The following is a 23889-nucleotide window of genomic DNA, read 5'->3' as shown; positions in this document are numbered from 1 at the left end:
GGACTGGCAGTTCACCACCCACGATGCACGCATCAAACTGCGTCACCTTTATCCCAAATATTAGCCGCGACAGTCTACTAGTGCCCCGACAGGCAACGTTTGCCCGTCAAGGAGCGGCGTCCGGTGCGTGCTCTCGGCGTGCCGGCCGGAAGCCCTCGTACTGGCGAGAGGGCGTGCCGGGCGTCGCGACGAACGTTGCCTGCCGGGGCACTAGCCGTAGAGCGGGCCCGTGTACTTCTCGCCCGGGCCCTGCCCCTTCTCGTCCGGGACGGCCGACGCCTCGCGGAACGCCATCTGCAGCGACTTCAGACCGTCCCGCAGGGGCGCGGCGTGGAAGGAGCTGATCTCCGTCGCGGACGCGTCCAGCAGCCCGGCCAGCGCGTGCACCAGCTTGCGGGCCTCGTCCAGGTCCTTGTACTTGTCGCCCTCCTCGGTCAGGCCGAGCTTCACGGCCGCGGCGCTCATCAGGTTGACCGCGACCGTCACGATCACCTCGACCGCCGGTACCTCGGCGATGTCGCGGGCCATGGCGTCGAAGTCGGGGTTCTCAGGAGGGGTGTCACTCATGTCCCACACACTAGGGCCCCGGCCGTCCGGCCTCCGCCGCGGGTCGACGGCACGGCTTTGCGTGTACTATGGACAGTGACCGGTCGGACGCGTATGTGCCCGGCCCACAAGTGGAGGCTTTCGAACTCCCACCTGGCTGCCCTCAGGGCGGCGGGTCACCGGTCAGGCGGCCCCGTCCCAGCGACGGCGATCCGCCCGAAATCGCGCCCCGCGATCCTCGCGTAGGTGCTCCGGTAGTTCGAGGAGCCCCGCCTGTGATCGTCCGGGGCATTTTTCTGCTTCGGCGCGGTTAGGTCTCACGAACGAATAACGTACGCGGCTGTCCGCCAGACTGCCGTGTGGTGCTAACCGAGGAGGATCCATCAGCGCCGAGCCCCGCATCAACGACCGGATTCGCGTTCCCGAGGTGCGACTTGTCGGTCCCAGTGGCGAGCAGGTCGGCATCGTGCCGCTCGCGAAGGCACTGGAGCTTGCGCAGGAGTACGACCTGGACCTGGTCGAGGTCGCGGCGAATGCCCGTCCGCCCGTGTGCAAGCTCATGGACTACGGGAAGTTCAAGTACGAGTCGGCCATGAAGGCCCGTGAGGCGCGCAAGAACCAGGCGCACACGGTCATCAAGGAGATGAAGCTCCGGCCGAAGATCGACCCGCACGACTATGACACCAAGAAGGGTCACGTCGTCCGGTTCCTCAAGCAGGGCGACAAGGTCAAGATCACGATCATGTTCCGCGGTCGCGAGCAGTCCCGGCCCGAGCTGGGCTACCGGCTGCTGCAGCGGCTCGCCGAGGACGTTCAGGACCTCGGGTTCGTGGAGTCGAACCCGAAGCAGGACGGCCGCAACATGATCATGGTCCTCGGTCCGCACAAGAAGAAGACCGAGGCGATGGCCGAGGCCCGCCAGGCGCAGGAGGCCCGCAAGGCTTCTGCGAAGGCCAACCCCGGCCGCTCGCAGAACCCCGTCGACGCCCCGTCCGAGGAGCCCGCCGAGGCGTGATCCCCGCGGGGACGCCAGTCCCCTGCCAGTAACCGAAACAAGAGCGACGCTCCATCGTGCCCGGTTCTCGCGACCGGGCACCGGAGCGCCACCCATGAGGAGAGAACGGCGCTATGCCGAAGAACAAGTCGCACAGCGGTTCCAGCAAGCGCTTCAAGGTCACCGGCTCCGGCAAGGTACTCCGTGAGCGCGCCGGCAAGCGCCACTACCTCGAGCACAAGTCGTCCCGTCTGACGCGCCGCCTCACCGGCAACGCCGAGATGGCCCCGGGCGACGCCAAGAAGATCAAGAAGCTTCTCGGCAAGTGACGTAAACGCGCGGAGCGCGGAACGCGCACCGAGCGCCGTACGTACGTCAGGGACCGGGACCCAATCGATTTCGGGCCGTGTGAGGAAACCGCGGCCCCGCTACAAGGAGTTAACAAGTGGCACGCGTCAAGCGGGCAGTCAACGCCCACAAGAAGCGCCGGGCGATCCTCGAGCAGGCCTCCGGCTACCGCGGTCAGCGTTCGCGCCTGTACCGCAAGGCCAAGGAGCAGGTCACCCACTCGCTGGTCTACAACTACAACGACCGCAAGAAGCGCAAGGGTGACTTCCGTCAACTGTGGATCCAGCGGATCAACGCCGCCGCCCGCGCCAACGGCATCACGTACAACCGCTTCATCCAGGGTCTGAAGGCCGCGAACATCGAGGTCGACCGCAAGATCCTGGCCGAGCTGGCCGTCAACGACGCGAACGCGTTCGCCGCGCTCGTCGAGGTGGCCCAGAAGGCGCTGCCGAGCGACGTCAACGCACCGAAGGCTGCGTGACGCTGCGCCGGCTTCAGGCCGACGTGAGTGAACGGACCCGTGGGTTCTTGCCTGCGGGTCCGTTGTGTTGGGTAGTGCAGGAAAGTGGTTACCGAAAGTGAAGAGCATGCCCTCTGCCGGCCCTGAGCTGATCTCCCCCCGTTCCCCCCGCGTCTCCGCCGCGCGGCGGCTGGCCAAGCGGAACGTCCGCGGGAAGGAGCGGCTGTTTCTCGCGGAGGGGCCGCAGGCCGTGCGGGAGGCGGCGGGGTACGGATCGACTCTCGTCGAGCTGTTCACGACCGTGGACTCCGCGGAGCGGTACGCCGACATCATCGGTGAGGCCCGTGACGCCGGTGCTCGTGTGCACCTCGCCGCCGAGCAGGTCATCGCCGACATCTCCACCACCGTCACGCCGCAGGGCCTCGTCGGGATCTGCCGGTTCCTGGACACGCCGTTCGACGAGATCCTGAACGCCCGGCCCAAACTCGTCGCCGTACTCGCGCATGTGCGGGATCCCGGGAACGCCGGGACCGTGCTGCGGTGCGCCGACGCCGCCGGTGCCGAGGCCGTCGTACTCACCGACGCGTCGGTGGATCTGTACAACCCGAAGGCCGTGCGGGCCTCCGTCGGGTCGCTGTTCCACCTGCCCGTCGCCGTCGGTGTGCCCGTGGAAGAGGCGGTCGAAGGGCTGAAGGGCGTCGGTGTGCGGGTGCTCGCCGCCGACGGCGCGGGGGACCGCGACCTCGACGACGAGCTGGACAAGGAGAGCATGGGCGGGCCCACCGCGTGGGTGTTCGGCAACGAGGCCTGGGGGCTCCCGGAGGAGACCCGCGCCCTCGCGGACGCCGTCGTACGCGTCCCCATTCACGGGAAGGCCGAGAGCCTGAACCTCGCCACCGCCGCCGCCGTATGTCTCTATGCGTCGGCCCGTGCACAGCGCGCCTCCGGAGGGTGCCGCTCCGTCACCGAGAGCTAGTAGGGTGACGAGCTCGGGGACCCACTGCGACCGTTGAGAGGTGGGGTACGGGGATGAGCGTCGGCACGAGCAGTGCACCGGGGGCACGGGAGGTGCGGCGCCCGCCCGCGCACCGGTCCGCTGACCTCGCCGGCCTCGACCCCGACGACCTGCCCGACGGCCTCGTCGTCGCCGACGAGCACGGCCGCGTTGTCTGCTTCAACCGCGCCGCCGAGCGCATCACCACCGTACCGGCCGACGAGGCGCTGGGGCAGCGGCTGGAGAAGGCCCTGCCGTTAGAGGATCTCGAAGGCCGGCGCTGGTGGCAGGTGACCGACCCGTACGGCGGCCTCGCCATCCGGGTCCGGCAGCCCGAGCGCAATCTGCTGCTGCCCGGTGGGCGCGAGGTGCTCGTCTCGGCGCGGTACGTCCGTTGCGAACCCGCCGGAGCCGTCCATCGCGTCGTCGTCACCCTGCGCGACACCGAGGCCCGGCGCCGCACCGAGCGCAGTCACGCCGAGCTGATCGCCACCGTCGCCCACGAGCTGCGCTCGCCGCTCACGTCGGTCAAGGGCTTCACCGCCACGCTGCTCGCCAAGTGGGAACGCTTCACCGATGACCAGAAGCGGCTGATGCTGGAGACCGTCGACGCCGACGCCGACCGGGTCACCCGCCTCATCGCCGAGCTGCTGGACATCTCGCGGATCGACTCCGGCCGGCTCGAGGTGCGGCGGCAGCCCGTCGACATCGGTGCCGCCGTCGGACGGCACATCCAGGCGTACGTCGCCGCGGGCCAGCCCGCCGACCGGTTCCTGCTGCGGGTCCAGCAGCCGCTGCCCGACCTGTGGGCCGACCCCGACAAGATCGACCAGGTGCTCAGCAACCTGCTGGAAAATGCCGTGTGGCACGGCGAGGGAACCGTCACGATTGACATCATGGCCACGGCGTCCCCCCGCGAGGGCGAAGGCCATGACCACGCAGCCACGTCGGTCACGGTGAGCGACGAGGGGCCCGGCATCCCGGAGGAGTCCATGAACCGCGTCTTCACCCGCTTCTGGCGGGGCAGCAAGCGCGGCGGCACGGGCCTCGGGCTCTACATCGTCAAGGGCATCGTCGAGGCCCATGGCGGCACCATCACGGTCGGCCGCGCCCCCGGCGGCGGCGCAGAGTTCCGATTTACGTTGCCCGTGGCGGCCCCGGCGTATCTCACCTGAGAGCGTGCCCGAGCCCCACGGGCGCATTCGCCTACCTCAACCCCGTTAGACTCAGCCTTTGGCACCTTTGTGTCCCAAAAGCCGTGACGATCCGTCCACGAGTCGGTACGGGGACCATCCGCCAGCCAATCGGAAGCACGGGAAGAGATGTCGGCACCCAACAAGTCGTACGACCCTGTCGAGGTCGAGACACTGAAACCGGAAGAGATCGAGCGCATGCGGGACGAGGCGCTCGCCGCCTTCGCCGCCGCGGACTCCCTCGACGCGCTCCACGAGGCCAAGGTCGCCCACACCGGCCCCACCTCCCCGCTGGCCCTCGCCAACCGCGAGATCGGCGCCCTGCCGCCGCACGCCAAGGCCGACGCCGGCAAGCGCGTCGGCCAGGCCCGCGGCGCCGTGACCAAGGGCCTCGCCGCCCGCCAGGCCGAGCTCGAGGCCGAGCGGGACGCGCGCGTGCTGGTCGAGGAGGCGGTGGACGTCACGCTGCCCTACGACCGCGTACCGGCCGGCGCCCGGCACCCGCTCACCACACTCTCGGAGCGCATCGAGGACATCTTCGTGGCCATGGGCTACGAGGTTGCCGAGGGCCCGCAGGTCGAGGCCGAGTGGTTCAACTTCGACGCCCTCAACATCGGCCCGGACCACCCGGCCCGCGGCGAGCACGACACGTTCTTCGTCCAGACTGCATCCAATGGCGGCTCCGCCGCGGGCAAGGGCGGCACCGACTCCGGTCTCGTGCTGCGCACCCACACCTCGCCCGTGCAGATCAGGTCCCTCCTGGACCGCGAGCTGCCGGTCTACGTGATCTGCCCGGGCCGCGTGTACCGCACGGACGAGCTGGACGCCACCCACACCCCCGTCTTCCACCAGGTCGAGCTGCTCGCCATCGACGAGGGCCTGACCATGGCCGACCTCAAGGGAACCCTGGACCACATGGTCCAGTCCCTGTTCGGCGAGGGCATGAAGACCCGGCTGCGGCCGAACTTCTTCCCCTTCACCGAGCCCAGCGCCGAGATGGACATGCTCTGCTACGTCTGCAAGGGCGCGTCCGTCGGCAACCCCGACCGGCCCTGCCGCACCTGCTCCAGCGAGGGCTGGATCGAGCTGGGCGGCTGCGGCATGGTCAACCCGCGGGTGCTGGTCGCCTGCGGCGTCGACCCGGAGAAGTACAGCGGCTTCGCCTTCGGGTTCGGCATCGAGCGGATGCTGATGTTCCGCCACAACGTCGAGGACATGCGAGACATGGTCGAGGGTGACGTCCGGTTCACCCGGCCGTTCGGGATGGAGATCTGATGCGGGTCCCGCTTTCTTGGCTGCGGGAGTACGTCGACCTGCCGGCGACGGAGACCGGGCGCGACGTGCAGGCCAAGCTCGTTTCCGCAGGGCTCGAGGTCGAGACCGTCGAACAGCTCGGCGTCGACCTCAAGGGCCCGCTGGTCGTCGGTCAGGTGCTGACCGTCGAGGAGCTGACGGAGTTCAAGAAGCCGATCCGCTTCTGCACCGTCGATGTCGGCCAGGCCAACGGCACTGGCGAGCCCCAGGAGCTCATCTGCGGCGCCCGCAACTTCGCCGTCGGCGACAAGGTCGTCGTGGTCCTCCCGGGCGCCGTGCTGCCCGGCGGCTTCGCGATCAGCGCTCGCAAGACCTACGGCCGCGTCTCGCACGGCATGATCTGCTCCAGCTCCGAGCTGGGCATGGGCGACGACGGCACGCACGGCATCATCGTGCTGCCGCCGGAGACCGAGGTCGGCAAGGACGCCATCGAGCTGCTCGAGCTGGCCGACGAGGTCCTGGACATCGCCGTCACGCCCGACCGGGGCTACTGCCTGTCGATGCGCGGCGTCGCCCGCGAGACCGCCATCGCCTACGGCCTGCCGCTGCGCGACCCGGCCCTGCTCGACGTCCCCGGCCCGAACGCCTTCGGCTACCCGGTGCAGGTCGCCGACCCGGTCGGCTGCGACCGCTTCACGGCTCGCACGGTGACCGGCCTGAGCCCCGAGGCACGTTCCCCGATCTGGCTGCAGCGCCGTCTGCAGAAGGTCGGCATGCGCCCGATCTCGCTCGCTGTCGACATCACCAACTACGTGATGATGGAGCTCGGCCAGCCCCTGCACGCCTACGACCGCGGCCTGGTCCAGGGCGCGATCGGCGTGCGCCGGGCCGAGCCGGGCGAGCAGCTCACCACCCTCGACGGCGTCAAGCGCACGCTGGACCCCGAGGACCTGGTCATCACCGACGAGCGCGGCCCGATCGGGCTCGCCGGTGTCATGGGCGGCGCCAACACCGAGATCGCCGACCACGACAACCTGGAGAGCGCCACGGCGGACGTGGTGATCGAGGCCGCCCACTTCGACCCGGTCTCCGTCGCGCGCACGGCCCGCCGCCACAAGCTGTCCTCGGAGGCGTCCCGCCGCTTCGAGCGCGGCGTCGACCCGCAGGCCGCCGCCGCTGCCGCGCAGCGCACGGTCGACCTGCTGGTACTGCTCGCGGGCGGCTCCGCCGAGGCAGGCGTCACCGAGGCCATCGCCCCGTCCGCGCCGCGCACCATCACCATCCCGGCCGACCACCCCGACAAGGTCGCCGGCGTCGACTACGGCCGCGGGACCGTCGTACGGCGACTGCAGGAGATCGGCTGCGACGTGTACGGGCAGGACGAGCTGATCGTCACCGTGCCGTCCTGGCGGCCCGACCTCACCGACCCGAACGACCTGGCCGAAGAGGTCATCCGCCTGGAGGGCTACGAGAACCTGCCGTCCACGCTGCCCAAGCCGCCGGCCGGCCGCGGTCTCACCCACCGGCAGCGGCTGCACCGCCGGGTGGGCCGGGCCCTGGCCGGGGCCGGGTACGTCGAGGCGCCGAACTACCCGTTCGTCAGCGAGCAGGTCTTCGACCAGCTCGGCCTGGACGCCGACGACCCGGCCCGCCGCGTCGTCAAGCTGACCAACCCGCTCAGCGACGAGGAGCCCGCGCTGCGGACCTCGCTGCTGCCGGGTCTGCTCGGCGCGCTGCGGCGCAACGACGGGCGGGGCTCGCACGACCTGGCGCTGTTCGAGACGGGGCTGGTGTTCCGTCCGCGCGAGGAGCAGCGCGTCGCCGTGCGGCTGCCCGTCGACCGGCGCCCCACGGACGAGGAGATCGCGGAGCTGAACGCCGCGCTGCCCGAGCAGCCGCGGCACGTCGCCGTCGTCGTCGCGGGCGCCCGCGAGCAGTCCGGCTGGTGGGGCAAGGGCCGGCCGGCCGACTGGGCCGACGCGATCGAGGCGGGGCGTGCGGTGGCGCGGGAGGCCGGGGCCGAGCTGGTTGTCCGCAAGAGCCAGTACGGGCCGTGGCACCCCGGGCGGTGCGCGGAGCTGGCGGTGGCCGCTGAGGGTGCGGAGCGGGTCATTGGCCATGCCGGTGAGCTGCATCCGCGGGTCGTGAAGGCGCTGGGGTTGCCTGCGCGGACCTGTGCGATGGAACTCGACCTGGATGCGCTGGAGCAGGTGGGCGACGGGGTGCCGCAGGCGCCGGGTATCTCCACGTTCCCGGTGGCTACGCAGGATGTCGCGCTGGTCGTCGATGCGATGGTTCCGGCGGCGGATGTCGAGGCGGCGTTGCGGGAAGGCGCCGGGGAGCTGCTGGAGGGTATTCGGCTGTTCGACGTGTACGAGAACGCGGAGCAGTTGGGTGAGGGGCGGAAGTCGCTCGCCTATGCGTTGCGGTTCCGGGCGGCTGATCGGACGCTGACGGTTGATGAGGCGTCGGCTGCGCGGGACGCTGCGGTGGCCCTCGCGGGTGAGCGTATGGGGGCGGTTCTGCGGAGTTAGGACCCCTGAGGGGGCGGGGGCTGCCTGTGGTTGTTCGGCGGCTGCGGCTTGTTTGTGGCTGTCGCGCCACGCGGCGGAGCCGCATATCGACACAGACCCGCGCCCCTTTCGGGCATCCCGCCCCCGACAGCCCGGTCGCCGAGGAGTTCGTCACCCTCCTGCTGCTGGAGATCCGCGCGGACGGCGAGGTGCACGCCCTCAACTGCGGGCACCCGTGGCCGTACCGGATCACCGGCGTCCAGGTCGAGCCCCTCACTCGGGTCGAACCGCTGCCCCCGCTCGGGCCGTTCCCGCTGCCGGCCGAGTTGCCCGCCGTGTGCTGCGGTCATCTGGTGCCCGGCGAGGCGCTGTTCCTGCACACGGACGGTGTCGAGGATGCGCGGGACGGTCATGGCCGGTTCTTTTCCACTGACCGCCGTGCTCGAACAGGCCGTCCGCGACGGGTCCGTGACACCGCAGTACGTGCTGCACACCGTCTTCGCCCGGCTGCTGCGCCACACCGGTGGCCGGCCCGCCGACGACGTGGCCGTACTCGTGCTGCGCAACGACCGCACCCGGGTGGTACGGCAGGCCGGAGAACCCGTCGGACACCGGGCGCACCGCCTCACGTGACGTCGAGGCCGCGAAGCGTCACGTGCGCCGGGAGCGGTGCGCTCCGGTGCTCCCGCCGGGCCGGGATGCCGCGGCACGCCGTCCGCCCCGCCACGGAGTGTCGGGCAGGCGGCCGGGCGGACGGCGCGGATGTGGGCCGCCGCACTGTACGAGGGGGAGCCGGCGGCCCGGCCGGCCTCTTGCGAGGCATTTCAGTCAACCGGCTGGAAACTCTCCGCAATAGCGCGCGTACGCTGCGGATTCGAGCACTCCGTTCACACCCCGTGTGAAGGCGGACCCACTAATCTGGCGGCACCCAGCCACCCGGGGGGGGGCCTGAATGCAGCCCAACACTCTGCTCGACGCGATCCTGGACGAGGCCGGGATCTCCCATGCCGGTCTCGCCGCCCATGTGAACCAGGCGGGGCGCAAGCGGAAGCTGGCGCTCCGGTACGAACACACCGCCGTGGCGCGGTGGCTGAAGGGACAGCGGCCGCGCGGCCAGGTGCCCGACCTGATCTGCGAGGTGCTCGCCGCCCGGCTGCACCGGCCCGTCACCCTCGACGACATCGGCCTCGGCGTGCCCGGCGAACCGTCCGCCCCGCACGCCGGTTCCCTGTCCGGCTTCGTCGAGCGCGCCACCGCCCTGTGGCGCTCCGACCAGCAGCAGCGCCCGCACATCCTGGGTGCGCCCGCCCTCACCGGCACGCCCGCGGTGATGCCCGTGTGGGAGTGGGAGAATCCGCCCGAGGACGTCGACGTCTCCCGGGGCGGCCCTCACCGGGTCACCACCGGCGACATCGACATGCTGCGCGCCGCCCGCGCGCACTACGAGCAGATGTACCGGAAGGCGGGCGGGGTGGCGACCCGCTCCCGCATCGTCGGCTTCCTCAACACCGAGGCCGCCCCGCTGCTGCGCGGCAGCTACACCGACGCCACCGGCCGCGACCTGCACCGGGCCACCGGCGGATTGGTGGCGGTCGCCGGGATCTGCGCTTACGACTCCGACGCGCACGGCCTCGCCCAGCGCTACTTCCACCAGGCGCTGCGGCTCGCGAAGGCGAGCGGCGACCGGGGACTCGGCGCCTATGTGATCGCGCTGCTGGTCAACCAGTCCCTGTTCATGCGGGAGTACCGGCAGGCCGTCGCCTTCGCCGAGGCCGCGCTGCGCGCCGCCGGCCGGCACATCACCCCGGCGCTCGCCTCAGACCTGTACGCGATGCAGGCGAAGGCGTACGCCCACCTCGGCGACGGAACGAGCGCCCTGTCCTGCATCCGGCGTGCCGAACAGGCCGCTGATCGCATCCGGCGTGGCTACGAACCCGACGAGACCGGCTATGTCCAGCCGGGCCTGGTCAACGTCCAGGTGGCGGAGGCGCTGCTCAGCCTCGGCGAACTCCAGGCCGCGGCCGAGCACGCCGCGGCCGCCGTCGACAACCCGGCGCACGACCGCGGCCGGGTGCACCGGCTCGCCATGCTCAGCACGATCGAACTGCGGCAGGGCAACGCCGACAAGGCGGTGGCGACCGCGGTGCAGATGGCCGAGCAGGCCCGGGGAATGGAGTCCCAGCGCCTGCGCGACAGACTGCGGGCGGTCCGTGAACGCCTGGTGCGCAACGGCTGTGCGGGCACGGCCGAGGCCGCGGAACTGATCGACGGGGCCCTGCGCGTACCGCTGTAGCGACCGCCGCGACACGGCCCGCGGCCCCGGTTCCGGGAGAGGACCGGCCCACCGCCCCACGGCACCCTGCGCCTACCGCTGCGCCGTGAGCGGCTCGCTGTGCGCCTGCTGCGAGACCGCTCCTGCTGCGATATTGCCATCTACTCGGCGGAAGGTGGCAGAACCGTGCAGTGGATGAAGCAGAACGAACAAACTGTGTACTCAAACCGCTGGTTCAGCGTCAATCTCGCGGATGTGGAACTGCCGGACGGCCGGCACCTCGACCACTTCCTCATACGGCTGCGGCCCGTCGCCGTGGCCACGGTGGTGAACGAGGCCAACGAGGTCCTCCTGCTGTGGCGGCACCGCTTCATCACCGACAGCTGGGGGTGGGAACTCGCGGCGGGTGTGGTGGAGGACGGCGAGGACATCGCCCGCGCGGCCGCCCGGGAACTGGAGGAGGAGACCGGCTGGCGGCCGGGACCCCTGCGGCACCTGATGAGCGTGGAGCCGTCCAACGGGCTCACCGACGCCCGGCACCACATCTACTGGGCCGACGAGGGCGAGTACATCGGACACCCCGTGGACGACTTCGAGTCGGACCGCAGGGAATGGGTCCCCCTCAAGCTCGTCCCCGACATGGTCGCCCGCGGCGAGGTCCCGGCCGCCAACATGGCGGCCGCGTTACTGCTCCTGCACCACCTCAGGCTCGGCCAGGACACCCTGCCCTAACGGCCGAGGGACTGCCAGACCGTCACGACCAGTGCTCCGACGGCCGTGACAGCCGCGATCGAGGACAGGGGCCAGCGCCGGTGTTCCAGCGTGACGATGCGGGCGCTCAACTCGTCCAGTTCCTTGGCGGTCTCCTCGGTGCGATGGCTCAGCAGGGCCAGCCCGCCCTCGACGCGGGCGTAGGCCACGTCCAGGCGGCGTCGTAACTCTGCGAGTTCTCCCGGGACGGCGGGATGCTCGGGATCGGCGGTCACAAGTCCGCTCCTTTCCGTAGTCGTCTCACATCCCTGGCATGCGCGTGACGAGTCAACTCGCCTGGTGGAGGCATGGGGAGAGTGTGCGACAGGCATATGCGAGCCCGCCGCGCACACGGTGTGCGTATGCCGTGGGCCCGGCACCTTCTCCGGTGCCGGGCCCGTGCACATGGCCGGATTCTGACCGTCCGTAATCAGTCGTACGTGTAGAAGCCGGAGCCCGTCTTCCGGCCCAGCCGGCCCGCGTCGACCATCCGCTGGAGCAGCGGGGGAGCGGCGTACAGCGGCTCCTTGTACTCCTCGTACATCGAGTACGCCACCGAGGCGACCGTGTCCAGGCCGATCAGGTCGGACAGCTTCAGCGGGCCCATCGGGTGGGCGCAGCCCATCTCCATGCCGTTGTCGATGTCCTCGCGGCTGGCGATGCCCGACTCGAACATCCGGATCGCGGAGAGCAAATAGGGGATCAGCAGCGCGTTCACCACGAACCCGGAGCGGTCCTGGGCGCGGATGGCGTGCTTGCCGAGCACCTTCTCGGCGAAGACCCGGGCCCGGCTGAGCGTGCCCTCGGAGGTGGTGAGCGCCGGGATCAGCTCGACGAGCTGCTGCACCGGGGCCGGGTTGAAGAAGTGGATGCCGATGACGTGGTCGGGCCGCGCCGTGGCGACCGCCAGCTTGACCAGCGGGATGGAGGAGGTGTTGGAGGCCAGGATCGCGTCCGGCCGGGTCACCACGTGGTCGAGCACCTGGAAGATCTCGGTCTTGACCTGCTCGTTCTCGACGACGGCCTCGATCACCAGCTCCCGGTCGGCGAACTCGCCGAGGTCGGTGGTGAACGACAGCCGCGCCTGCGTCTCGTCCAGCTCCGCCGCGGTGATCTTGCCGCGTTCGGCGGCCTTGACCAGGGAGTTGAACAGCCGGGTGCGGCCGATCTCCAGGGCTTCGCCGGTGGTCTCGGCGACCATCACCTCCAGGCCGGAGCGGGCGCACACCTCGGCGATGCCCGCTCCCATCTGGCCGCAGCCCACCACTCCGACGCGTGCTATATCTCCGGAGATTCCGGTCACATCGTCCCCTTCGCCGTTCCACGACTGTGGCAGGTTGACCGTTGTTCGGTCCCTGCTCCAAACCCGCACGTTACCTTCGGCGAAGGGTGATCAATCGTTCGGGTGCCTCATGAAAGGCTGTCGCGGGCCGATCCGGAACGCACCCGGATCTGTCCGGGGGTGGGCCCCTGACCACGGCACACGGAGGTAACGAAAAGATGCTGCACCGGAAGTCACGGATGTCACGACGGGCGTTCGCGGCGACCGCCCTCTCGGCACTCGTGGCGGGAGGCGGCGCGGTGGCGGCGGGAGCCGCCATGGCGGGCGGATCGGACCCGGACCGGCGGCGGGCGGGCCGCGAGATGCGCGGCGTGTGGCTCGCGACCGTGGTCAACCGGGACTGGCCGTCCAAGCCGGGGCTGACCGCGGCCGAGCAGCGCGCCGAGCTGATCGCCCACCTCGACCGGGCCGTCAAGAACCGGCTCAACACCGTGATCTTCCAGGTACGGCCCACCGCCGACGCCCTGTGGGACTCGCCGTACGAGCCGTGGTCGCAGTACCTCACCGGCACCCAGGGCCAGGACCCCGGCTGGGACCCGCTCGGCACGGCCGTCGAGGAGGCCCACGCCCGCGGACTGGAGCTGCACGCCTGGTTCAACCCGTACCGGATCGCCACCCACGCGGACCCGAAGAAGCTCGTCGCCTCGCACCCGGCCCGCAAGCACCCGGACTGGGCGGTGACCTACGGCGGGAAGCTCTACTACAACCCGGGGCTGCCCGAGGTCCGGGCCTTCGTGCAGGACGCGATGCTCGACGCGGTGCAGAAGTACCCCGTCGACGCCGTCCACTTCGACGACTACTTCTACCCGTACCCGGTGGCGGGCGAGACCTTCGACGACGACGCGGCCTACGACGCGTACGGCGGCGGCTTCGCGGACCGGGCCGCCTGGCGGCGCGACAACATCGACAAGCTGGTGCGCGAGACGGCGGCCCGCATCAAGAAGATCCGTCCCGCGGCCCAGTTCGGCATCAGCCCGTTCGGGGTGTGGCGCAACGCCGCCACCGACTCGCTCGGCTCGGACACACAGGCGGGCGTACAGACGTACGACGACCTGCACGCAGACACCCGCAAGTGGGTCCGCGAGGGCTGGATCGACTACCTCTGCCCGCAGCTGTATTGGTCGGCACAACCTCTTGACCAGCAGGTTCCGGCAAACTATGCGGTCCTCGTGCCGTGGTGGGCAGAGGTCGCGCGGGGCGGCAGGACGAAGCTGTACGTCGGCGAGGCGCTGTACAAGGCGGGCGACCCGGCGCAGCCCAAGGCCTGGCAGGACCCGGCCGAGCTCTCCCGGCACCTCACGCTGGCCGGAAAGCACCCGGAGGTGCGCGGGCACATGTACTTCGCCGCCAAGGACGTGGCGACGGATCCGATCGGAGCGATGGCGCGGGTGGTCGCCGACCACTACCAGCAGCCGGCGAAGCCCCCGCGCTGATCTACTGCTGTTCGGCCTTGTGCCGGATCTCGGTGTCGGGACCGGGGGAGCACACGCCCTCGTGCCCGTCCTCGAAGCGGACGCGGTACGGGGGATTGCCCTCCTGGCCCAGTACTTCGACGATCTCGCCGACCTTGTCGTGTTGACCGACCACCCTGCCGTGCTGGACAAGCTGGTCGCCCACGGTTGCGCGCATCTGTAGGGCCTCCTCACCTGGTGCGGGAGCAGCGGTCCGTGGCCTCGAGTTTACGGCGCCCGGGTCCGGTCGGGACCGGCCCGTGCGCGCTGCTCAGCCGCGGGTCCGCTGGGTGACGGCGATGCAGACCAGCACCGCCGCCGCCGTCAGCGGGGCGGCCACCGTCAGGTGCTCTCCCAGCAGCAGCACCGACCACACCAGTGTGAGCAGGGGCTGGGCCAACTGCAACTGGCTGGCCTTCGGGATGCCGATCGCCGCCATGCCCCGGTACCAGACGACCAGGCCGAGGAACTGCGAGCCCGCCGCCACCCACAGCAGCCCCGTCACCCCGTGCACGGTCAGCCGTACGGGCTCGTGGGCCAGGGCGAGCCCGGCGCCCGCCGCGGCCAGCGGCAGGCACAGCACCAGCGCCCAGCCGATGACCTGCCAGCCCGGCATGGCCCGGGCCAGCCGCCCGCCCTCGGTGTAGCCGGCCGCGCACACCAGCAGTGCCGCGAACAGGTACGCGTCCGCCGCCGTCAGGGCGCCGCCGCTCTGCTGCACGGTGAAGGCGAGCACGGCGGCGGCACCGGCGAGGGCCGCCGTCCAGAAGGTGCGGGACGGGCGGGAGCCGACCCGCAGAGTGGAGAACAGGGCCGTCGTCAGCGGCAGCAGCCCCACCACGACGGCCGCGTGCGCGGTGGTCGACGTCCGCAGGGCGAGCGTGGTGAGCATCGGGAAGCCGAGAACGACCCCACCGGCCACCACCGCGAGGCCCGGCCAGTGCCGCCGGGCGGGCAGCGGGACGCGCAGCGCGAGCAGACAGCCGCCGGCAATCAGTGCCGCGAGGACGCAGCGTACGGCCACCAGCGACCAGGGCCCGAAGCCCTCCAGGCCCCAGGCGGTGGCGGGGAAGGTCAGTGAGAAGGCGGTCACGCCGAGGGCCGCCTGGAGGGTGCCGGCGGTTCGCCCGGCCGGGGCGCCGACTTCGACTGCTATCGACCTCGGTGCGGTAGCGCTATTCTGTGTCCTCATGCAAGAGCGTAGCAGCGTCGATGAACTCGCGAAACAGCTGCGGCAGGAGCTGGACCGCTATCCGGCAGGTGGAAAGCTCCCGTCCAGCCGGGCGCTCGTCGAACGGTTCCGGGTGAGCCCCGTGACCGTCTCGCGCGCCCTGGCCCAGCTCGCCGCCGAGGGGACGGTGGTCACCCGGCCCGGTGCCGGCGCGTTCCGCGCGCAGCCCCGGACGACGGCCCCGCCCGCCGAGGACACCTCCTGGCAGGAGGTCGCCCTGAGTGCGGACGGCGTCTCCGACCTCGTACCGCGCACCGTGGACGCCTCGGGTGTCACAGTCTCGCTCGCCGCTCCGCCGGCCGGCGTGATCGAGTTCAGCGGCGGCTACCTCCATCCGTCGCTGCAGCCCGAGAAGGCCATGGCGGCGGCTCTGGCCCGGGCGGGACGGCGGCCCGGCGCCTGGGGGCGGCCGCCCCTGGAGGGGCTGCCTGAGCTGCGCGAGTGGTTCGCCCGGGGCATCGGCGGCGCGATCACCGCCGCCGAGGTGCTCATCACCGCGGGCGGTCAGTCCGCGCTGACCACCGCGCTGCGGGCGCTGGCCCCGCCCGGCGCGCCCGTGCTCGTCGAGTCGCCGACGTACCCCGGCATGCTGGCGATCGCCCGGGCGGCGGGCCTCAGGCCGGTACCCGTGCCGGTGGACACGGACGGGGTGAAGCCGGCGCTGCTGGCCGACGCGTTCCGGGCGACCGGTGCCCGCGTGTTCGTCTGCCAGCCGCTGTTCCAGAACCCGACCGGCGCCGTGCTCTCCGCCGAGCGGCGCGGCGAGGTGCTGCGGATCGCGCGCGAGGCCGGCGCGTTCGTCGTGGAGGACGACTTCATCCGGCGGCTCGTGCACGAGGACGCGGGTCCGCTGCCGCGCCCGCTGGCCACCGACGACGCCGACGGAGTCGTCGTCCATGTCTGCTCGCTGACCAAGGCGACCTCGCCCAGCTTCCGGGTGAGCGCGCTGGCCGCGCGCGGTCCGGTGCTGCACCGGCTGCGCGCCATCCAGGTCGTCGACACCTTCTTCGTGCCCCGGCCGCTCCAGGAGGCCGCGCTCGAACTCGTCGGCTCGCCCGCCTGGACCCGCCATCTGCGGGCGATCGCCGCGGAGCTGAGGGCCCGCCGCGACGCGATGACGACCGCGCTGCGCCTGGAGGTCCCCGGCCTCGCCCTGCCGCACATCCCCTCCGGCGGCTACCACCTCTGGCTCCGCCTCCCCGACGGAACGGACGAGTCGGCCCTGGTGACGGCCGCCCTCCGCGCGGGCGTGTCCGTCACCCCGGGCCGCCCCTACTTCAGCGCCGAACCCCCGGCCGGCCACATCCGGTTGAGTTTCACGGCGGTCGCCGGGACCGGGGAGATCGCCGAGGGCGTACGGCGCCTGCGCACGGCCTGCGAGCCGTTGCTCCCCGGAAAACGTTCCACATGAGGGACCTCTCCTGTGAAGATCCCGGGGTGTACGAGAACCTCGGGTTCGGGCCGCTGGACCGGCCGGACCAGTGGATGGTGCTCGCTTTCGGTCAGTAAGACCCGGGCACCCCCTGCGTGACGCCCAGGAACGTCTCTTGACCTGCGTACTCCCGCGCCTCAGGATCCCCGCATGGCACTTCGGTCACGTTTGTCGCCGCCGTGCGCAGTTCCCCGCTGCTCGCGGAGCGCTTCGAGGACGACCGGCCGCTGGATCAGGCCGGCTGGGGCGAGGCGCAGCGCGTCGCCCCTGACCTGCTGCCACTCGCGGCGGCCGAGCTGCGCTACTGCTCGCCGACGCCCCGCAGCCGCGCCACCGGCGACGCCCTCGGGTATAGCCGCTGGCGCAACTCGCCCTGCGGGACTGCGGCATGGGCCGCTGGCGCGGGCTGACGCTGGGCGAGGCGATGGCGCGGGAGCCGGGGGCGGTGGACACCTGGCTCGCCGACCCGCGCGGCACGCCGCACGGCGGGGAGTCGCTGCTGGACTTCATCACCCGCGTCGGCGGCTGGCTCGACACCCGGCCCGTCGAGGACGGCGGCCGCATCGTCGCCGTGGCCGAGCCGTCCGTGATCCGCGCCGCCCTGGTCTACGCCCTGAAGGCACCGCCCTCGACGTACTGGAACATCGACGTCCGTCCGCTGTCGACGACGACGGTCACGGGCCGGGCGGGGCGCTGGAGCCTGCGCTTCGAGGGAGCCTCGGCTCAGACTTCGCGCGCGTAGTCAGTCGTGAGTTCGAGGTCCTTCGCCGGGCCCCGCACCCGCCACACCGTCCGCCAGTGGTCCGCGTTGCGGACGGTGAACTCGCCGCGGTAGAGGTCGGCCGCGCAGGGATGGGCGGCGACATGGTGCCCGGAGGTCAGGTCCAGGCCGTGGAAGGGGCGCCCGTCGGCGAACCGTACGTCCGCCGTCCCCGGTGAACTCCCGGGCAGGAAACGCAGCGTGCGCTCCGCGGGCCGCGCCGCGCCCCGCCAGGTGAACGTGCCGGACTCCTGGTGCAGCAGACCGTCACCGTCCTCCAGGGGGCCGAAGACGGTCGTTCCCTCGAAGTGTCCCGTGTCGTCGCTCGCGAGATCCCGGACCGACCGCGTGACACTCCACCGTCCCGCGAGAAACGCCAGTACGTCCCGCACTGGCCAGAACTCGCCCATTCCGTCCCGCACTCCGTCCCATCCGTTACTGCACGACCCATTGACGCGCCTCTGCCCCCTCCCTATCTTGCCGTTCGAAGTGCTGACCGCCGATCGAAATATCGAACGAACGAAGCGAACAACTCCATAACTCCCCCTACCGAGCCGCGGAGTATCCATGTCACGCACCACCCGCGCCCGCTGGAGAGTCGGTCTCACCGCGACCGCCCTCCTGACGGCCGCCGCCCTCGTGCCCGCTCCCGCGCACGCCGAGGACGTCACCGACTATGCGATCACCGTCGATCCGGCCGCCCAGGGCGCGAAGATCGACAAGACGATGTACGGCGTCTTCTTCGAGGACATCAACCGCGCCGCCGACGGCGGTCTGTACGCCGAGCTCGTGCAGAACCGCTCCTTCGAGTACTCCACCGCCGACAACGGCTCGTACACCCCGCTGACCTCCTGGGCGGTCTCCGGCACGGCGCAGGTCGTGAACGACTCCGGACGGCTCAATGAGCGCAACCGCAACTACCTCTCCCTGGGCGCCGGTTCGTCCGTGACGAACTCCGGCTACAACACCGGCATCCGGGTCGAGCAGGGCAAGAAGTACGACTTTTCGGTGTGGGCCCGTGCCGAGGCCGGCAGCACCCTCACCGTCGCCCTCAAGGACGCCGCCGGCAGCCTCGCTACCGCCCGGCAGGTGGCCGTGAAGGGCGGCTGGGCCAAGTACGAGGCCACGTTCACCGCGGCCCGCACCAGCAGCCGCGGCCGCCTCGCCGTCGCCGCCACCGACGCGGCGGCCCTCGACATGGTGTCCCTGTTCCCGCGCGACACCTACAAGAAGCAGCCGAACGGCCTGCGCAAGGACCTCGCCGAGAAGATCGCCGCCCTGAAGCCGGGCTTCGTCCGCTTCCCCGGCGGCTGCCTGGTCAACACCGGCTCCATGCAGGACTACAGCGAGGCCTCCGGCTGGCAGCGCAAGCGCAGCTACCAGTGGAAGGACACCATCGGCCCGGTCGAGCAGCGCGCCACCAACTCCAACTTCTGGGGATACAACCAGAGTTACGGCCTCGGCTACTACGAGTACTTCCGCCTCTCGGAGGACGTCGGCGCCATGCCGCTGCCCGTCGTCCCGGCCCTGGTGACCGGCTGCGGCCAGAACAAGGCCACCGACGACCCCGCGCTGCTCAAGCGGCACATCCAGGACACCCTCGACCTCATCGAGTTCGCCAACGGCCCGGCGACCTCCAAGTGGGGCAAGGTCCGCGCCCAGATGGGTCACCCCAAGCCGTTCCACCTCACCCACATCGGGGTGGGCAACGAGGAGAACCTGCCCAGCGAGTTCTTCGAGCGGTTCAAGCAGTTCCGCGCCGCGATCGAGGCGAAGTACCCGGACATCACCGTCATCTCCAACTCCGGCCCGGACGACAGCGGCACGACCTTCGACACCGCCTGGAAGCTGAACCGCGAGGGCAACGTCGACATGGTCGACGAGCACTACTACAACAACCCGCAGTGGTTCCTGCAGAACAACAACCGCTACGACTCCTACGACCGCAAGGGCCCGAAGGTCTTCCTCGGCGAGTACGCCTCCCAGGGCAACGCCTGGAAGAACGGCCTGGCCGAGGCCGCGTACATGACCGGCCTGGAGCGCAACGCGGACATCGTCAAGCTCGCCTCGTACGCCCCGCTGCTCGCCAACGAGGACTACGTGCAGTGGCGGCCGGACATGATCTGGTTCAACAACCACGCCTCCTGGAACTCGGCCAACTACGAGGTCCAGAAGCTGTTCATGACCAACGTCGGCGACCGCGTCGTCCCGTCGAAGGCGACCGGCACGCCGGACACCAGCGGCCCGATCACCGGCGCCGTCGGCCTGTCGACCTGGGCGACCAGCGCGGCGTACGACGACGTGAAGGTCACCGGCGCGGACGGCACCACGCTGCTCAGCGACGACTTCTCCGGTGACGCCTCGAAGTGGAAGCACACCGGTGGCGGCAGCTGGAGCATCCAGGACGGGCAGTACGTGCAGACGGACGCCGCTGCCGAGAACACCATGGTCCAGGCCGGCGACCCGGGCTGGCACGACTACGACCTGCATGTGAAGGCCACCAAGAAGTCCGGCAAGGAGGGCTTCCTCGTCGCCTTCGGCGTCAAGGACACCGGCAACTACTACTGGTGGAACCTGGGCGGCTGGGGCAACACCCAGTCCGCCGTCGAGCAGGCCGTGGACGGCGGCAAGGGGACGCTGATGACGAAGGCGGGGGCGATCGAGACGGGCCGCGCCTACGACATCGACATCAAGGTGCGGGGCCGCCAGGTGACCCTCTACCTCGACGGCAAGGAGTGGGGCAGCTTCACCGACGACAAGCCGGCCGAGCCGTTCCGCCAGGTCGTGACCAAGGACGCGAAGACCGGTGACCTGATCGTCAAGGTCGTCAACGCCCAGTCCGCGGAGGCCCGTACGGCCGTCGACCTGGGCGGCGCCAAGGTCTCCTCCACCGCGCGGGTGACCACGCTGGCCGCCCACCCGGACGACGTGAACACCGAGAGGGACACGCCGGTCACCCCGGTGACGTCCACCTTCCGGGGAGTCGCCGACAAGTTCACGTACACCTTCCCGGCGAACTCGATCACGTTCCTGAAGATCAAGCAGAGGTGAGCTGAGGAGCCTCCGGCTCCCTCGGGCGGCTCAGGCGCCGAAGTGCGCCTGGGCCGCCCGTACCGCGTTCACCGGGGCATCGACATTAACGCCCAGCAGCCCGTTCGCCCTGCTCGTGGGGGTGTTCCCGCGGGACGAGATCGACCTCGCCGTCTATGTGATCACCCTGCTGAAGGCGGCGCCCGCGGGCGCCGCCATGGCCTGGCTGCTGCTCGTCCTGCGCCCCGGCCGCTGGTGGGCGGCGGGACTGCTGGGCGCGTCGTACGCCCTGTGCGGCTGGACCGTGGCGGACGCCGCGTACAACCCGATGTGGCTGGACGGCCTCGTCGCACTGCCACTGCTGTGCCTGGTCGGCGAATGGACGCTGCACGGACGGCGCCGGGTGCTCGGTGTGCTGGTCGTGGCGCTCGCCTGGATCGCCAACTTCTACACCGCGTACATGGCCACCCTCGCCGCGGGCCTGGTGCTGCTGCTCCGGCTGTGGCTCTCCGGTCTGCCGCGCCGGCAGGGACTCGCGGCAGCGGGCCGGGCCGGCGTGACCGTCGCTCTCGGCGTGGGCCTGGCCGCGCCGCTGGTGACGGTGGTGTACTTCGGAACCCGGCACGCCTACCCCGGCAGGGTCAGGCAGTTCGCGCCGGTGGCGACCGAGGACCTGCTGGCCCGCCTGCTGCCGGCAATGACCCGCTGCTGGTGGGCGGCCAGGGGCGCCCCGTGCCTCGGGCGTCGCTCCCGCCGTACCCGCCAGGGAGTACTACGGGCTGATCGCCGTACCCCTCGACGGCTCTTCGACCACCGTCACCTGCACGTTCCACCCGCCCGGCCTGCGGCTGGGGACGGCAGTCGGGGGCGTGTCGCTGCTGGCCCTCATCCTGCTCGGCGCCCGCGCCGCCGTCCGCCGACGGCGTGCCACGGCACCACGAACGACCACACGACCGCGCGAGCGCACGACCAGCGCTCTTTGACCACACCGCCAGGGGGAGAGAACCATGCTCATCTCGATCGTCGCACCCTGCTACAACGAGGAAGAGACCATCGGGCGGTTCCACGACCGGATCCACAAGGTCGCGGAGGAACTCCTGCCGCTCGGACACGACATGGAGTTCGTCTACGTCGACGACGGCAGCCGCGACCGGACCCTCGACGTGCTCCAGCACCTGGCCGGCCTCGACCCACGCGTGCGGTACGTCTCCTTCAGCCGCAACTTCGGCAAGGAGGCGGCGCTGCTGGCCGGCCTGCACCACGCCACCGGAGACTCCGCGATCGTCATGGACGCGGACCTGCAGCACCCGCCGGAACTGATCAGGCGCATGGTGGAACTGCGCGGACAGGGCTACGACCAGGTCATCGCCCGGCGCACCCGCAGCGGCGACCGGATCACCCGCACCCTCACCGCCCGCCTGTACTACCGGATCGTCAACCGTCTCGTCGACGTGGAGCTCGTGGACGGCGTCGGCGACTTCCGGCTGCTGTCCCGGCGTGTGGTGGACGCGGTCCTGCAACTGACCGAGTACAACCGCTTCTCCAAGGGGCTGTTCGCGTGGGTGGGGTTCCCCGGCACCACCTTCGAGTACGAGAACGCCGTACGCGAACACGGCCGCAGCTCGTGGTCCTTCCGCAGCCTGCTCGACTACGCGCTCGACGGACTGCTCTCCTTCAACAACCGGCCGTTGCGCGCGGCCCTCCACCTCGGCATGGCCCTGCTGGTGTGCGCCGGGCTGTACACGGCGTGGATCGTGGGCGCCGCGCTCGTCCAGGGTGTGCGGACACCCGGCTATGTCACGCTCATCACCACCGTCACCGCTCTCGCCGGTGTGCAGATGGTCATGCTGGGGGTCATCGGGGAGTACACCGGCCGGATCTACTACGAGGTCAAGGGGCGTCCGCACTTCCTGGTGAAGGCGACCAACGTGGAACGCACGAAAGACCTCATTCCCTGATGCGCAGACAGATCTTCGCCTTCGCGGTGGTCGGTGTCGTCAACACGGCCACGTACTACGGTCTCTACCTGTTGTTCCTGCTGCGTCTGCCTTATCTCATCGCCCACATTCTCGCTTTCTTTCTCAGCATGACCGGATCCTTTTTCCTCAATGCGCGCTTCACCTACCGGACACGGCCGACCTGGCGGAAATTCCTGCTGTTCCCGCTGACGAACGCCACCAATTTCCTGATCACCACCGTGGGTGTGTACGTGATCGTCGACGTCCTGCACGCCGGGAACCAGTTCGCTCCCCTGCTGGCCTCCGCGGCGGCGATTCCGGTGACCTTCGCCGTGTCCCGGGTGATCATGCTGCTGTGACTCGGCGCTGCACATGGTGCTGCAGAGCGGGTGCATAGGATCGCCGGCATGGCACTGCGACCTGTTCAGGTGAACAGAAAGGCTCTTGACGGCTTGACGGCTTGACGGCTTGGCGGTCGGCCGGTTCTGGGCGGAGGCGCTCGGCTGGAGTGTTTTCCGACCCGGCGTGACCACCTACGTCGGACCCGTCGGCGGCTTCGTCCGGCCGGACCCGGGCGCCGTCTGCCTCGACGTCGTTCCCGTCCCGGAACCCAAGACGACTACGAAGAACCGTGTGCACCTCGATCTCGCCACCACCTCTGCGGCCCATCAGGCGGAGTTGGTCGCGCGCCTTGAGTCTCTCGGTGCGACGCCCGCCCGGGTGGGCCAGGGCACAGTGCCGTGGACCGTCCTCGCCGATCCCGAGGGCAACGAGTTCTGCGTGCTGGAGCCTCGGGGGATCTGCCGGGACACCGGGCCGATCGCCGCGGTGGTGGTCGACTGCACGGATCCGCAGGCCATGGCCCGGTTCTGGGGCGCGGCGATGGACTGGACCCTGCATCAGGTGACCGACGATCATGCGGCGTTGCGCTCCGCCAAGGGTGTCGGCCCGTATCTCGAGTTCCTCCGCACGCCCGACGTCAAGAGTGCCGGACCGCGTCCATCTCGACCTGCTGCCGTATCCCGGTGACGACGAAGCAGCGGAGGTGGCCCGGCTGCGGGCTCTGGGCGCCACCGACCTCGACGTCGGCCAGGGCGACGTCCCGTGGACCTGCCTGGCCGACCCGGAGGGCCATGAGTTCTGCGTGCTCGCCCCGTCCTGACGCGGAGCCTGCTGCCCGGCCCGGGACGGACAACTTCCAGCACTGGCCGCCGTGGCGCCCGCTGGTCGTCGAGACCGCACGCCGCGTACCTTCCAGGAATCTGTCCGCTCCGGCTAGTAGACTGTCGCGGCTAATATTTGGGATAAAGGTGACGCAGTTTGATGCGTGCATCGTGGGTGGTGAACTGCCAGTCCACCTG

The 23889-nt window shown here is 70.6% G+C and carries 20 protein-coding genes and 4 pseudogenes; 18 read left to right on the top strand and 6 right to left on the bottom strand.

Annotation, left to right across the window (positions count from 1 at the left end):
* Positions 1–210 precede the first annotated feature (210 nt).
* Positions 211–567, bottom strand: coding sequence for a DUF1844 domain-containing protein (locus H8R17_RS38975; protein ID WP_187827923.1), 357 nt, complete (start codon positions 565–567; stop codon positions 211–213).
* Positions 568–903: 336 nt separating this feature from the next.
* Here H8R17_RS38975 and infC point away from each other — a divergent pair.
* From infC to H8R17_RS38925, 10 genes and pseudogenes are all read left to right on the top strand, one after another.
* Positions 904–1561 (top strand): annotated as a pseudogene (gene infC, locus H8R17_RS38970) (translation initiation factor IF-3).
* Between the two features lie 113 nt (positions 1562–1674).
* Complete coding sequence (rpmI, locus tag H8R17_RS38965) at positions 1675–1869, top strand: 50S ribosomal protein L35 (protein WP_067031856.1); 195 nt, start codon at positions 1675–1677, stop codon at positions 1867–1869.
* 116 nt (positions 1870–1985) lie between these two features.
* On the top strand, positions 1986–2369 hold the full coding sequence (gene rplT / locus H8R17_RS38960) for a 50S ribosomal protein L20 (RefSeq protein ID WP_016642495.1): 384 nt from the start codon (positions 1986–1988) through the stop codon (positions 2367–2369).
* Between the two features lie 106 nt (positions 2370–2475).
* Entirely contained in the window at positions 2476–3324 is an 849-nt protein-coding gene (locus H8R17_RS38955) for an RNA methyltransferase (RefSeq protein WP_187827922.1), read from the top strand.
* 53 nt (positions 3325–3377) lie between these two features.
* The gene (locus tag H8R17_RS38950) at positions 3378–4517 is read left to right on the top strand and encodes an ATP-binding protein (RefSeq protein ID WP_187827921.1); all 1140 of its coding nucleotides are present in this window, start codon (positions 3378–3380) and stop codon (positions 4515–4517) included.
* Positions 4518–4664: 147 nt separating this feature from the next.
* Positions 4665–5810: a phenylalanine--tRNA ligase subunit alpha gene (pheS, locus tag H8R17_RS38945; RefSeq protein ID WP_187827920.1), complete on the top strand. Its 1146-nt coding sequence runs from the start codon at positions 4665–4667 to the stop codon at positions 5808–5810.
* A complete protein-coding gene (gene pheT / locus H8R17_RS38940) occupies positions 5810–8323 on the top strand; it encodes a phenylalanine--tRNA ligase subunit beta (protein ID WP_187827919.1) in 2514 nt (837 codons plus the stop codon). Before pheS ends, pheT begins: the two co-directional genes overlap by 1 nt.
* 26 nt (positions 8324–8349) lie before the next feature.
* Positions 8350–9204, top strand: coding sequence for a SpoIIE family protein phosphatase (locus tag H8R17_RS49580; protein WP_399477872.1), 855 nt, complete (start codon positions 8350–8352; stop codon positions 9202–9204).
* A 50-nt stretch (positions 9205–9254) separates the two neighbouring features.
* Positions 9255–10595: a transcriptional regulator gene (locus H8R17_RS38930; protein ID WP_187827918.1), complete on the top strand. Its 1341-nt coding sequence runs from the start codon at positions 9255–9257 to the stop codon at positions 10593–10595.
* Positions 10596–10760: 165 nt separating this feature from the next.
* Positions 10761–11306 carry an NUDIX hydrolase gene (locus H8R17_RS38925; RefSeq protein WP_187827917.1) on the top strand — a complete coding sequence of 182 codons (546 nt, stop codon included), beginning with the start codon at positions 10761–10763 and terminating at the stop codon, positions 11304–11306.
* On the opposite strand, the gene H8R17_RS47965 is transcribed toward H8R17_RS38925, so the two are convergent.
* Together H8R17_RS47965 and H8R17_RS38915 are read right to left on the bottom strand one after the other, a co-directional pair.
* Positions 11303–11560, bottom strand: a complete 258-nt coding sequence (locus H8R17_RS47965; protein WP_187827916.1) for a hypothetical protein — start codon at positions 11558–11560, stop codon at positions 11303–11305. The two genes, H8R17_RS38925 and H8R17_RS47965, sit on opposite strands and share 4 nt — an antisense overlap.
* A gap of 194 nt (positions 11561–11754) precedes the next feature.
* Positions 11755–12627, bottom strand: a complete 873-nt coding sequence (locus H8R17_RS38915) for a 3-hydroxybutyryl-CoA dehydrogenase (protein WP_316959665.1) — start codon at positions 12625–12627, stop codon at positions 11755–11757.
* A gap of 218 nt (positions 12628–12845) precedes the next feature.
* Between H8R17_RS38915 and H8R17_RS38910 the strand changes: the two genes are divergently transcribed.
* A complete protein-coding gene (locus tag H8R17_RS38910) occupies positions 12846–14099 on the top strand; it encodes a glycoside hydrolase family 10 protein (RefSeq protein WP_187827924.1) in 1254 nt (417 codons plus the stop codon).
* Position 14100: 1 nt separating this feature from the next.
* Here H8R17_RS38910 and H8R17_RS38905 read toward each other — a convergent pair whose 3' ends face one another.
* Both H8R17_RS38905 and H8R17_RS38900 read right to left on the bottom strand, forming a co-directional pair.
* On the bottom strand, positions 14101–14295 hold the full coding sequence (locus H8R17_RS38905; protein ID WP_187827915.1) for a DUF1918 domain-containing protein: 195 nt from the start codon (positions 14293–14295) through the stop codon (positions 14101–14103).
* Positions 14296–14388: 93 nt separating this feature from the next.
* On the bottom strand, positions 14389–15309 hold the full coding sequence (locus H8R17_RS38900; protein WP_187827914.1) for a DMT family transporter: 921 nt from the start codon (positions 15307–15309) through the stop codon (positions 14389–14391).
* Here H8R17_RS38900 and H8R17_RS38895 point away from each other — a divergent pair.
* Both H8R17_RS38895 and H8R17_RS38890 read left to right on the top strand, forming a co-directional pair.
* Positions 15308–16759, top strand: coding sequence for a PLP-dependent aminotransferase family protein (locus H8R17_RS38895; RefSeq protein WP_187827913.1), 1452 nt, complete (start codon positions 15308–15310; stop codon positions 16757–16759). The two genes, H8R17_RS38900 and H8R17_RS38895, sit on opposite strands and share 2 nt — an antisense overlap.
* A gap of 200 nt (positions 16760–16959) precedes the next feature.
* A pseudogene (locus H8R17_RS38890) lies at positions 16960–17522 on the top strand (histidine phosphatase family protein).
* Here H8R17_RS38890 and H8R17_RS38885 read toward each other — a convergent pair.
* Positions 17504–17950, bottom strand: coding sequence for a DUF6314 family protein (locus H8R17_RS38885; protein ID WP_187827912.1), 447 nt, complete (start codon positions 17948–17950; stop codon positions 17504–17506). The pseudogene H8R17_RS38890 and the gene H8R17_RS38885 overlap by 19 nt on opposite strands.
* A gap of 157 nt (positions 17951–18107) precedes the next feature.
* On the opposite strand from H8R17_RS38885, the gene H8R17_RS38880 reads away from it, so the two are divergent.
* The 5 genes and pseudogenes from H8R17_RS38880 (at position 18108) to H8R17_RS38860 (ending at position 23690) form a co-directional block, all read left to right on the top strand.
* A complete protein-coding gene (locus H8R17_RS38880) occupies positions 18108–20591 on the top strand; it encodes an alpha-L-arabinofuranosidase C-terminal domain-containing protein (RefSeq protein ID WP_187827911.1) in 2484 nt (827 codons plus the stop codon).
* A gap of 94 nt (positions 20592–20685) precedes the next feature.
* A pseudogene (locus H8R17_RS38875) lies at positions 20686–21264 on the top strand (YfhO family protein); the annotation flags it as partial.
* A 313-nt stretch (positions 21265–21577) separates the two neighbouring features.
* The gene (locus tag H8R17_RS38870) at positions 21578–22528 is read left to right on the top strand and encodes a glycosyltransferase family 2 protein (protein ID WP_187827910.1); all 951 of its coding nucleotides are present in this window, start codon (positions 21578–21580) and stop codon (positions 22526–22528) included.
* Positions 22528–22887 carry a GtrA family protein gene (locus tag H8R17_RS38865; RefSeq protein WP_187827909.1) on the top strand — a complete coding sequence of 120 codons (360 nt, stop codon included), beginning with the start codon at positions 22528–22530 and terminating at the stop codon, positions 22885–22887. The genes H8R17_RS38870 and H8R17_RS38865 overlap by 1 nt, the downstream gene beginning before the upstream one ends.
* A gap of 48 nt (positions 22888–22935) precedes the next feature.
* Positions 22936–23690, top strand: a pseudogene (locus H8R17_RS38860) (VOC family protein).
* Positions 23691–23889 lie beyond the last annotated feature (199 nt).

This window comes from Streptomyces sp. TRM68367 (assembly GCF_014495685.1).
Classification (GTDB): domain Bacteria; phylum Actinomycetota; class Actinomycetes; order Streptomycetales; family Streptomycetaceae; genus Streptomyces.
Note: the sequence above shows the minus strand (reverse complement) of the source record. Positions and strands in the feature narration are given on the sequence as shown.

What these genes read in the sequence shown, in the direction of transcription:
- H8R17_RS38975 (WP_187827923.1), bottom strand. Translation starts at nt 567, where the DNA reads ATGAGTGACACCCCTCCTGAGAACCCCGACTTCGACGCCATGGCCCGC.
- rpmI (WP_067031856.1), top strand. Translation starts at nt 1,675, where the DNA reads ATGCCGAAGAACAAGTCGCACAGCGGTTCCAGCAAGCGCTTCAAGGTC.
- H8R17_RS38955 (WP_187827922.1), top strand. Translation starts at nt 2,476, where the DNA reads ATGCCCTCTGCCGGCCCTGAGCTGATCTCCCCCCGTTCCCCCCGCGTC.
- H8R17_RS38950 (WP_187827921.1), top strand. Translation starts at nt 3,378, where the DNA reads ATGAGCGTCGGCACGAGCAGTGCACCGGGGGCACGGGAGGTGCGGCGC.
- pheS (WP_187827920.1), top strand. Translation starts at nt 4,665, where the DNA reads ATGTCGGCACCCAACAAGTCGTACGACCCTGTCGAGGTCGAGACACTG.
- pheT (WP_187827919.1), top strand. Translation starts at nt 5,810, where the DNA reads ATGCGGGTCCCGCTTTCTTGGCTGCGGGAGTACGTCGACCTGCCGGCG.
- H8R17_RS38930 (WP_187827918.1), top strand. Translation starts at nt 9,255, where the DNA reads ATGCAGCCCAACACTCTGCTCGACGCGATCCTGGACGAGGCCGGGATC.
- H8R17_RS38910 (WP_187827924.1), top strand. Translation starts at nt 12,846, where the DNA reads ATGTCACGACGGGCGTTCGCGGCGACCGCCCTCTCGGCACTCGTGGCG.
- H8R17_RS38905 (WP_187827915.1), bottom strand. Translation starts at nt 14,295, where the DNA reads ATGCGCGCAACCGTGGGCGACCAGCTTGTCCAGCACGGCAGGGTGGTC.
- H8R17_RS38895 (WP_187827913.1), top strand. Translation starts at nt 15,308, where the DNA reads ATGCAAGAGCGTAGCAGCGTCGATGAACTCGCGAAACAGCTGCGGCAG.
- H8R17_RS38900 (WP_187827914.1), bottom strand. Translation starts at nt 15,309, where the DNA reads ATGAGGACACAGAATAGCGCTACCGCACCGAGGTCGATAGCAGTCGAA.
- H8R17_RS38885 (WP_187827912.1), bottom strand. Translation starts at nt 17,950, where the DNA reads ATGGGCGAGTTCTGGCCAGTGCGGGACGTACTGGCGTTTCTCGCGGGA.
- H8R17_RS38880 (WP_187827911.1), top strand. Translation starts at nt 18,108, where the DNA reads ATGTCACGCACCACCCGCGCCCGCTGGAGAGTCGGTCTCACCGCGACC.
- H8R17_RS38870 (WP_187827910.1), top strand. Translation starts at nt 21,578, where the DNA reads ATGCTCATCTCGATCGTCGCACCCTGCTACAACGAGGAAGAGACCATC.
- H8R17_RS38865 (WP_187827909.1), top strand. Translation starts at nt 22,528, where the DNA reads ATGCGCAGACAGATCTTCGCCTTCGCGGTGGTCGGTGTCGTCAACACG.